The 9,466-nt window shown below is 63.3% G+C and carries 10 protein-coding genes and 1 pseudogene; 9 read left to right on the top strand and 2 right to left on the bottom strand.

Features of this window, described 5'->3' with window-relative positions:
* Positions 1 to 108 precede the first annotated feature (108 nt).
* The 3 genes from V7N12_RS06785 (at position 109) to V7N12_RS06775 (ending at position 2,775) form a co-directional block, all read left to right on the top strand.
* Positions 109 to 309 carry a hypothetical protein gene (locus V7N12_RS06785; protein ID WP_333713589.1) on the top strand — a complete coding sequence of 67 codons (201 nt, stop codon included), beginning with the start codon at positions 109 to 111 and terminating at the stop codon, positions 307 to 309.
* A 96-nt stretch (positions 310 to 405) separates the two neighbouring features.
* On the top strand, positions 406 to 2,403 hold the full coding sequence (locus V7N12_RS06780) for an acetyl/propionyl/methylcrotonyl-CoA carboxylase subunit alpha (RefSeq protein ID WP_333713587.1): 1,998 nt from the start codon (positions 406 to 408) through the stop codon (positions 2,401 to 2,403).
* On the top strand, positions 2,404 to 2,775 hold the full coding sequence (locus tag V7N12_RS06775; RefSeq protein ID WP_333713586.1) for a hypothetical protein: 372 nt from the start codon (positions 2,404 to 2,406) through the stop codon (positions 2,773 to 2,775).
* 6 nt (positions 2,776 to 2,781) lie between these two features.
* Here V7N12_RS06775 and V7N12_RS06770 read toward each other — a convergent pair whose 3' ends face one another.
* On the bottom strand, positions 2,782 to 3,288 hold the full coding sequence (locus tag V7N12_RS06770) for a DUF4174 domain-containing protein (RefSeq protein WP_333713585.1): 507 nt from the start codon (positions 3,286 to 3,288) through the stop codon (positions 2,782 to 2,784).
* A gap of 83 nt (positions 3,289 to 3,371) precedes the next feature.
* On the opposite strand from V7N12_RS06770, the gene scpA reads away from it, so the two are divergent.
* The 6 genes from scpA (at position 3,372) to V7N12_RS06740 (ending at position 8,780) form a co-directional block, all read left to right on the top strand.
* A complete protein-coding gene (scpA, locus tag V7N12_RS06765; protein ID WP_333713583.1) occupies positions 3,372 to 5,498 on the top strand; it encodes a methylmalonyl-CoA mutase in 2,127 nt (708 codons plus the stop codon).
* Between the two features lie 122 nt (positions 5,499 to 5,620).
* On the top strand, positions 5,621 to 6,217 hold the full coding sequence (locus V7N12_RS06760; RefSeq protein WP_333713581.1) for a VOC family protein: 597 nt from the start codon (positions 5,621 to 5,623) through the stop codon (positions 6,215 to 6,217).
* The gene (locus V7N12_RS06755; protein ID WP_333713579.1) at positions 6,214 to 6,684 is read left to right on the top strand and encodes a GNAT family N-acetyltransferase; all 471 of its coding nucleotides are present in this window, start codon (positions 6,214 to 6,216) and stop codon (positions 6,682 to 6,684) included. The genes V7N12_RS06760 and V7N12_RS06755 overlap by 4 nt, the downstream gene beginning before the upstream one ends.
* Before the next feature lie 14 nt (positions 6,685 to 6,698).
* Entirely contained in the window at positions 6,699 to 7,382 is a 684-nt protein-coding gene (locus V7N12_RS06750) for a molecular chaperone DjiA (RefSeq protein ID WP_333713578.1), read from the top strand.
* Entirely contained in the window at positions 7,379 to 8,383 is a 1,005-nt protein-coding gene (locus V7N12_RS06745; protein WP_333713577.1) for an endonuclease/exonuclease/phosphatase family protein, read from the top strand. The genes V7N12_RS06750 and V7N12_RS06745 overlap by 4 nt, the downstream gene beginning before the upstream one ends.
* Positions 8,384 to 8,414: 31 nt before the next feature.
* Positions 8,415 to 8,780 (top strand): AAA+ family ATPase, encoded by a 366-nt coding sequence (locus tag V7N12_RS06740; protein WP_333713576.1) that lies wholly within the window; start codon positions 8,415 to 8,417, stop codon positions 8,778 to 8,780.
* Between the two features lies 1 nt (position 8,781).
* On the opposite strand, the pseudogene V7N12_RS06735 reads toward V7N12_RS06740, so the two are convergent.
* A pseudogene (locus V7N12_RS06735) lies at positions 8,782 to 9,466 on the bottom strand (exopolyphosphatase); the annotation flags it as partial.

Raw genomic sequence — 9,466 nt, 5'->3', positions numbered from 1 at the left:
GCGCGAAATGCAGCTTGCTATTGGATATCACGGCGATCTAGCTAGGGTAGGCGGCGTAGGCCCTGCAACTGGTGCAGCGGTCCAAATAACAACGATAGGCAGAGAACAATGCGAAAGATTTCCATCATCCTTTCCGCAGTGGCAGTATTCGGTTTGGCAGGTTGCCTCGACAATGACGTGGAGCGCGGTGTCGTGGGGGCGGGCGCAGGCCTTGTCGCTTCAGAACTGCTTGGCACGGACCGCACCGGCTCGATGCTTGTCGGCGCGGCTGCGGGTGTCTTCTGCGACGACGCAGGCATTTGCCGCTGATCTGACGACGACTGCGCCCGACGGGCGCGGCACATCTTTGAACCGCCGCGGGGGCTTTCACCCCGCGGCGGTTTTTTGTTTTGGGGACACAAGACCATGTTCAAGAAGATCCTGATCGCCAACCGGGGTGAAATCGCCTGCCGTGTCATCAAGACCGCGCGCAAGATGGGCATCCAGACGGTCGCGATCTATTCGGACGCCGACCGCAACGCGCTGCATGTGAAGATGGCGGATGAAGCGGTGCACATCGGCCCGCCCCCCGCCAACCAGTCCTATATCGTGATCGACAAGGTGATGCAGGCGATCAGCGACACCGGCGCCGAAGCCGTGCATCCCGGCTATGGTTTCCTGTCCGAGAACCCCAAATTCGCCGATGCGCTGCAGGCCGCAGGCGTCGCCTTCATCGGCCCGCCAAAGGCCGCGATCGAGGCGATGGGCGACAAGATCACCTCCAAGAAGATCGCCCAAGAGGCCGGTGTCTCGACCGTGCCCGGCTATATGGGGTTGATCGCCGATGCCGACGAGGCGGTGAAGATCGCCAACGAGATCGGCTATCCGGTGATGATCAAGGCCAGCGCCGGTGGCGGCGGCAAGGGGATGCGGGTTGCGTGGAGCGACGCCGAGGCGCGCGAGGGCTTTCAAAGTTCCAAGAACGAGGCCGCCAGCAGTTTCGGCGACGACCGTATCTTCATCGAGAAATTCGTGACCCAGCCGCGCCACATCGAAATTCAGGTGCTGGCCGACAGCCACGGCAATGCGGTCTACCTGCACGAGCGGGAATGCAGCATCCAGCGCCGCAACCAGAAGGTCATCGAAGAGGCACCCAGCCCCTTTCTGGACGAGGCCACCCGCAAGGCGATGGGCGCGCAGGCCGTCGCGCTGGCGCAGGCGGTGGGCTATACCAGCGCGGGCACGGTGGAATTCATCGTCGATGGCGACCGGAATTTCTATTTCCTCGAAATGAACACCCGTTTGCAGGTGGAACATCCCGTCACCGAGCTGATCACCGGCGTCGATCTGGTCGAGCAGATGATCCGTGTCGCTGCGGGTGAAAAGCTGCCGTTTGCGCAAAGTGACCTTACGATCAACGGTTGGGCGATGGAAAGCCGGCTTTATGCCGAAGACCCCTATCGCAACTTCCTGCCCTCGATCGGCCGCCTGACCCGCTATCGTCCGCCCGCCGAAGAGGCGACGCCGACCCGCGCCGTGCGGAACGATACCGGCGTCTACGAGGGCGGCGAGATCAGCATGTATTACGACCCGATGATCGCCAAGCTGTGCACATGGGCGCCGGATCGCGCGACGGCCATCGCGGAAATGCGCCTCGCGCTCGATGCCTTCGAGGTCGAGGGGATCGGCCACAACCTGCCGTTCCTTGCCGCCGTCTATGACCATCCCAAGTTCATCAGCGGCGACATGACGACCGCCTTCATCGCCGAGGAATACCCCGACGGCTTTGAAGGCGTGACCTTGCCGCAGGCGGAATGCGAACGCATCGCCGCCGCTGCCGCCGCGATGCACCGTGTCGCCGAAATCCGCCGGACGCGGGTGTCGGGACGGATGGACAATCACGAACGCCACGTGGGCGAAGACTGGGTGGTCACGCTGCAAGGTGACAGCCATCAGATCAAGATCACCGCCGACCGGGGCGGCGCGGATGTGCGGATCGGGGACCGGACGCTGCGCGTGACGGGCGATTGGACACCGGGCCAGCCGCTGGCGCGGATGACCGTGGATGATGCGCCGCTTGTCATGAAGGTCGGCAAGATCTCGGGCGGGTTCCGGGTGCGCTATCGCGGGGCGGATCTCAAGGTGCATGTCCGCACCCCGCGTCAGGCAGCACTTGCCGCCCTGATGCCCGAGAAACTGCCACCCGATACCTCCAGGCAACTGCTGTGTCCGATGCCGGGACTGATCGTGAAGGTCGATGTGGCCGAGGGCGACGAGGTGCAGGAAGGACAGGCGCTTTGCACCGTCGAGGCGATGAAGATGGAAAACATCCTGCGCGCCGAGCGCAGGGGCGTCGTCAGCAGGATCAACGCAGGCCCGGGCGACAGTCTGGCCGTCGATGACGTGATCATGGAGTTCGAATAGATGGGCGACTGGTTGGCCTATAACCTCGCCTTTGCCGGTGGTCTGGGTGTCGCCGCGGCGGGCTATTACGCGGGCTTCAGTTTTGCGGTGCAGGCAACCGCGCTGTCGGCGGCGGGGTTCGTGGGGCTGGTGGCGCTATTGCCGGTCATGGCCGGTTTCGTCACCTTCGGTCTGATTTACCAGCTTTTGGCGAAAGCACGTCTGCGCGCGCAACATTGGGTCAACGGCGCGGCCTTCACGCTGTCGATGACCATTGTCTGCACCAGCCTGATCCTGTCGCAGGCGATGGGCACGTTGCTGGTGCTGTTGCTTTTGCTTGGCCTGCTATATGCGGGCGGGCGGATCATGCTGGGGCGGCGGTCCGATGGGTGAAAGGCGCTATTGCCCGACGGTCCGGCGGTCGCGGATTTCCTGTTCGCGCAGCGGCATCTTGTCGATACTGCGTGACAGTTCCCGCACCGACCATGGCGCGGGCTTGCGCAGGGCGACCCGCCCGTCTTTGGCGACCAGTGCCATCATGTATCCGCGCGGGCGCAACTGTGTGCGCAGGGCCGTCATGGCTGCCGGATCGGTATCGGTGATGATGATCACGTCCCTTTCGACCAGATCGTCGATCTCGGCCAGAAGCTGGTCCATCTGCTGCCGGTATCGCGGATCATTCGGGGAATCCGCGAAAACCACCAGCGGGCGCAACAGCCATTGCAACGCGGCCGGATCGATCTCGGCGGCGTCGAAAACGGTCTTCGGCTCGGCGAGCCAACGGTCATATATGCCAAGTGTCGCCGCAGCGGCGACGTCGGTTGTGTCCTGCGCGGTGGCGGCCAGCGGGGCGGCTGTCAAAGCAGCAGCCACAAGCAGGCCTTTGGTAAATTCTCTCATGATCATGGATATAGCCCTGCCATTTGCGATTGCTAAGGGGCAGACCTCGATCCGCGATAACTTTTTCATGTGCCCCACCGGAGGTGACGATGTCTGACAAGAAGGTCTGGGAAGAGATTGCCCGCAAGGAACTGCGCGGCAAGTCGCCGGAGGCGCTGACATGGGAAACACTCGAAGGGATCGCGGTCCAGCCGCTTTATACTGCCGTTGATCTTGACGGTCTGCCGCATCTGGGCGGCATCCCCGGACAGGCGCCCTACACACGCGGGGTGAAAGCCACGATGTATGCGGGCCGTCCATGGACGATCCGACAATATGCGGGCTTTTCGACAGCGGAAGAATCGAACGCCTTTTACCGCAAGGCGCTGGCCGCCGGGCAGCAGGGCGTATCGGTGGCCTTCGATCTGGCGACGCATCGGGGCTATGACAGCGACCATCCCCGCGTCGAGGGGGACGTCGGCAAGGCCGGTGTGGCCATCGACAGTGTCGAGGACATGAAGATCCTTTTCGACGGCATCCCGCTGGATCAGGTCTCGGTCTCGATGACGATGAACGGCGCGGTGATCCCGATCCTCGCCAGTTTCATCGTCGCGGGCGAGGAACAGGGTCATGACAGATCGGTCCTCTCCGGCACCATCCAGAACGACATCCTGAAGGAATTCATGGTGCGGAATACTTACGTCTATCCGCCCGAACCCTCGATGCGGATCATCGCGGATATCATCGCCTATACCAGCGCCGAGATGCCGAAATTCAACTCGATCTCGATTTCCGGCTATCACATGCAGGAAGCCGGCGCGAATTTGGTGCAGGAACTGGCATATACGCTGGCTGACGGGCGCGAATATGTGCGCACCGCCATCGCACGCGGCATGGATGTGGATCAGTTTGCCGGACGGCTAAGTTTCTTTTTCGCCATCGGCATGAATTTCTTCATGGAGGCCGCCAAGCTGCGCGCGGCGCGTCTGCTCTGGTCGCGGATCATGGCAGAGTTCGAGCCCAAGGACCCCAAGTCCTCCATGCTGCGGACCCATTGCCAGACCAGCGGTGTCAGCTTGCAGGAACAGGACCCCTACAACAACGTCATCCGCACCGCCTACGAGGCGATGAGCGCGGTTCTGGGCGGCACCCAGTCGCTGCATACCAATGCTCTGGACGAGGCGATTGCCCTGCCCACCGAATTCAGCGCCCGCATCGCGCGCAATACCCAGTTGATCCTGCAAGAGGAAACCGGTGTCACCAAGGTGGTCGATCCCTTGGCGGGGTCCTACTACGTCGAAAAGCTGACCCATGATCTGGCCGAGGCCGCATGGACGCTGATCGAAGAGGTCGAAGAGATGGGTGGGATGACCAAGGCCGTGGCATCCGGCATGCCCAAACTGCGGATCGAGGAAACCGCCGCAAGGCGGCAGGCCGAGATCGACCGCGGGATCGAGGTGATCGTCGGCGTCAACAAATACCGCAAGGACCGCGAAGACCCGATCGACATTCTGGATATCGACAACGCCAAGGTGCGCGCATCTCAGATCGCGCGGATCGCACGCACCAAGGCCGCGCGTGATCAGGCGGCCTGCGACGCCGCCCTCGCCGAACTTACCCGCCGCGCCCATGAGGGCGGCAACCTGCTTGAAGCTGCCGTGGACGCATCCCGCGCCCGCGCCACAGTCGGAGAAATCAGCATGGCCATGGAAAAAGCATTCGGACGGCACCGCGCCGAGGTGAAGACATTGGCAGGCGTCTATGGTGCCGCCTACGAGGGCGACGAGGGCTTCGCCGCGATTCAGGCCAGCGTGGAAAAATTCGCGCAGGACGAGGGCCGCCGCCCGCGGATGCTGGTGGTCAAGATGGGGCAGGACGGGCATGACCGCGGCGCCAAGGTGATCGCCACCGCCTTTGCCGATATCGGCTTTGACGTGGATGTGGGGCCCCTGTTCCAGACACCGGACGAGGCGGCACAGGACGCCATCGACAACGACGTGCATGTGATCGGGATCTCAAGTCAGGCGGCGGGGCACAAGACGCTGGCACCGAAGCTGGTCAAGGCCTTGCAGGATGCAGGCGCAGACGACATCATCGTGATCTGCGGCGGGGTCATTCCGCAGCAGGACTACCAGTTCCTTTACGACAACGGCGTCAAGGCGATCTTTGGCCCGGGGACGAATATCCCCAAGGCTGCCGAGGATATCTTGGGGCTGATCCGCGCAAGCCGCCGTTAGGCCGCCACGCGGATGGGCCGCGTCCGGAGGGGGGACCGGACGCGGCCTTTCGATTGCGGGGGCTTGCGAATCCGTGCGGCGGGCGGGCAAGAATGCACAGCCCTTGTGACGGAGCCCTGCCGATGCTGACCCTCGATCATATCGCCGTTGCCTGCTCGGATCTTGCAGAAGGGACAGCTTGGGTCGAAGAGCGTTTGGGTGTCTCGCTGCAAACGGGCGGCAAGCATCCGCGCTATGGCACCCACAACACGCTTCTGGGGCTGGCGGATGGGCTATACCTCGAAGTCATAGCCATTGACCCGGATGCGGTGCCGGAAGCCGGGCATGCGTGGTTCGGGCTGGATCATTTCAGCGGCCCGCCGCGACTTGCGAACTGGATCTGCCAGACGGACAGGTTCGACGGGCTGCCTGCGGCGGCGGGTGCCCCGCAGGCGCTGACCCGGGGCGAGCTTTCATGGCAGATCACCGTGCCCGATGACGGCGCGCTGCCGATGGGCGGGGCCTATCCGACGCTGATCCGATGGGCAGAGGGAACCGTGCATCCGGCGACACGGCTTGCGCCCAGCGGATGCCGTCTGATGTCGTTCTCGGTCACCCATCCGCAAGCGGACAAGATTGCCGCGCTGATCGACCCCTGCGACGACCGCGTCAACCTGATGTCCGGCCCTTTCGCGATGCACGCCATCTTCGAGACGCCGCAGGGGATCCGCCATCTATGACCCTCCGCCCTGCGACGGCGGCTGATGCGCCCCAGATCGCCGCGATCTGGAACCACGCGATCCGCCATACGACCATCACCTTCAATCCGGTCGAGAAATCCGATGCCGAAGTCGCCGATCTCTGCGCGCGGCAGGCGCTGGTCTGGGAGGAAGGCGGCCGGATATTGGGCTTTTCGCGGTTCTTCCAGTTTCGCGGCGGCGAGGGCTACAAACACACCGCCGAACACACGATCCTGCTGCATGCGGACGGGCAGGGGCGCGGGATGGGCCGCGCGCTGATGATGGCCACCTGTGATGCGGCGCGGGCGGCGGGGTATCACTCGCTTTTTGCCGGATGCAGTGCCGAAAATGCCGGTGCGGTCGCCTTTCATGCCGCCTGCGGGTTCCGCACGGTTGCAACCCTGCCCGAAGTCGGGTTCAAATTCGGACGTTGGATTGATCTTGTTTTGATGCAGAAATTGCTCTGAAAGGGGCGCGACCCATGTCGATTTGGACACGCATTGCCGAGGCGATTGCCGCCTTGCGCGCGGGCGAAAGCCTGTCAGAGGTGTTCGAGCGGCTGCGCGGTGATCCCGACCGCTCGGTCGGGTTCACGATCGCGGTGATCGCGCTGGGCGCCAAGATGGCCAAGGCCGATGGCCGCGTGACCAAGGACGAGGTCGTCGCCTTCCGCGAGGTATTCCAGATCCCGCCCGAGGAAGAGGCGAACGCCGCGCGCGTCTTCAACCTCGCCCGTCAGGACGTCGCGGGCTTTGACACCTACGCCCGCCGGATCAAGGCGATGTATGGCGACGATGTCCGCCCGCTGTGCGATCTGCTGGAGGGGCTGTTCCACATCGCCGTGGCCGACGGGGTCTATCACCCGAAAGAGGATGATTTCCTGCAAGAGGTCGCGCGCATCTGGGGCTTCGACGAACGCCGCTTTCGCGGGGTGCGGGCGCAGTTTGTCAAAGAGGCCGAGCGTGATCCCTATGATGTGCTGGGCGTCGATCCGGACGCGCCCATCGCGACGGTGCGCAAGGCCTGGCAGCAACTGGTGCGCGAAACCCATCCCGATGTGATGATGGCCCGTGGCGTGCCGCCAGAGGCGATCAAACTGGCCGAACGCCGCATGGTCGCCATCAACCGCGCCTGGGAGGATATCCAGACCGGACGCGCCGCGTGAGGATCGCCACCTATAACGTCGAGTGGTTCAACGCCCTCTTCGATGACGACGGTGAGCTGATCTACGACGGGTCATGGTCGTCGCGCTGGAACGTCACCAAGGCGGTGCAGATCGAGGCCCTCGCCAAGGTTTTCACGGCGATGAACGCCGATGCGGTCATGATCATCGAGGCCCCCGACACCAGCCCGACCCGCAACGCCCGCACCGCGCTGGCCACATTCGCGCGCACCTTCGATCTGCGCACCAAAGAGGTGCTGACCGGCTTTGCCAATGACACCCAGCAGGAAATCGCGCTGCTTTACGACCCTTACCGGTTGCAGGCGCATCACGACCCCAAAGCATCGCCCGCGGGGCCGCGTTTTGACACCTCCTTCCATCTGGACGTGGATACCGACGCCAAGCCGGATCGGGTCGTCTGGTCGAAACCGCCGCTGGAAGTTGCCGTCACCACACCCCATAGTCCGCTGCGCCTGATCGGCGTGCACGCCAAGTCCAAGGCCCCGCATGGGGCACGGAACCCGGCCGAGGCGACGCGGATTTCGATCGAGAACCGCCGCAAGCAATTGGCCCAATGTGTCTGGCTGCGGCATCGGGTCAGCCAGCACCTTGACGCCGGTGAGGACCTGATCGTGCTGGGCGATTTCAACGACGGCCCTGGGCTGGACGAATATGAAAAACTCTTCGGCCGGTCCGGCGTCGAGATCGTGCTGGGCGAGGGGGACCAGAAGCGCATGTATGATCCGCACGCGCATCTTGCCCTTAGCCGCAAGCTTGGGGCGATGCCGACCACGGCGCGTTTCCAGCACAGGAACGGGGCCTTCCTGCAAGTCCTGCTCGACTATATCATGGTGTCGCCGCAATTGCGTCAGCGGTCACCGGAATGGCAGATCTGGCATCCCTTCGATCACCCCGGCTGCTATGGCGATGAAGATCTCAGGCAGGCGCTGCTCGATGCCTCCGACCACTTTCCCGTGATCCTGGACATCGACCTCGCGAATTGAAAATGGGCGCCGTTTCACGTATATTGTGGGCATGAAACACCTTGTCCTTGTTCCGCTCTTGGTCTGCCTGTCCGCCCAGCCCGCGCTGGCGCAAGACCCGCAAGACGATGGCTTCAGCCTGATGGAAGAGGGCGCGCGCCTTTTCATGCGCGGGATCATGTCCGAGATGGAACCCGCAATAAACGAGATGCGCAAGACCGTGGAAGAGCTTGGTCCGGCCTTTGCCGAATTCGCGCAGGCGATTGGTCCGGCCTTTGCCGAACTGCTGGATACGGTGGACGATATCCGTCACTACGCCGCGCCCGAAATCCTGCCGAACGGTGACATCATCATCCGCCGCAAGCCGGATGCGCCGCTTTGGGTGCCGGACCCCGACACCGGCGAGATCGAGCTTTAGGCTATGTGACGAATTTCACCGACGGCGTGGCACCCATCGCCATGGCGAGGGCGGCAAGGCGCGCCTCGGCGACCTCGCCGAAAAGCGGCTCGGCGCGTCGTTCCAGCGTCAGGATCAACTCGCCCGACTTCGGCTTCCATTTGAACGAACCGGGTGTCTCATCCGCCGTCATCCAGAGCATTGCACCCAGACGCATGGCCTTGCCGAGGATTTCGGCCTCTTTGATCTGGCCTTCATCCAGCATCGCAAAAAGCGGCGCGAACCGCGAGTCCGCCGTCTTGCTCGAATAGCGGTTCATCAGCGCAAGGCCCAGATACACCCTTTCGGCATGTTTCAGCCCGCCAAGGTTGGCGCGGGTGGCGTTGTCGAAGGTGACCTCGGCGCGATAGTCGGGATGGGCGCGCCAGCTGACGTCATGCAGCAGGCAGGCGGCCTTGATGATCCGCTTCTTCTGCCAGTTCGCGCGGGGAAACAGCGGTTTGACGAAATCATAGAGCACTCGACCGAACCCCGGCAGGCGGGCGTCCTTGTTTTCGGCAAAGCGACAGGCCTCGACCAGCGGGTCACGCTCGCGCAGGTCGCGGGGCATTTGTTCGTAGAGCATCCCCTCGCGGATGCCGTAGGACGAAACGGTGATGTCCTTGGGCTTGAAAACGCGAACCATTTCCGTCAGCACGATGGTCGCA

The organism is Yoonia sp. (assembly GCF_036770585.1).
Classification (GTDB): domain Bacteria; phylum Pseudomonadota; class Alphaproteobacteria; order Rhodobacterales; family Rhodobacteraceae; genus Yoonia.
This window is presented reverse-complemented; position numbering and strand designations above follow the sequence as displayed.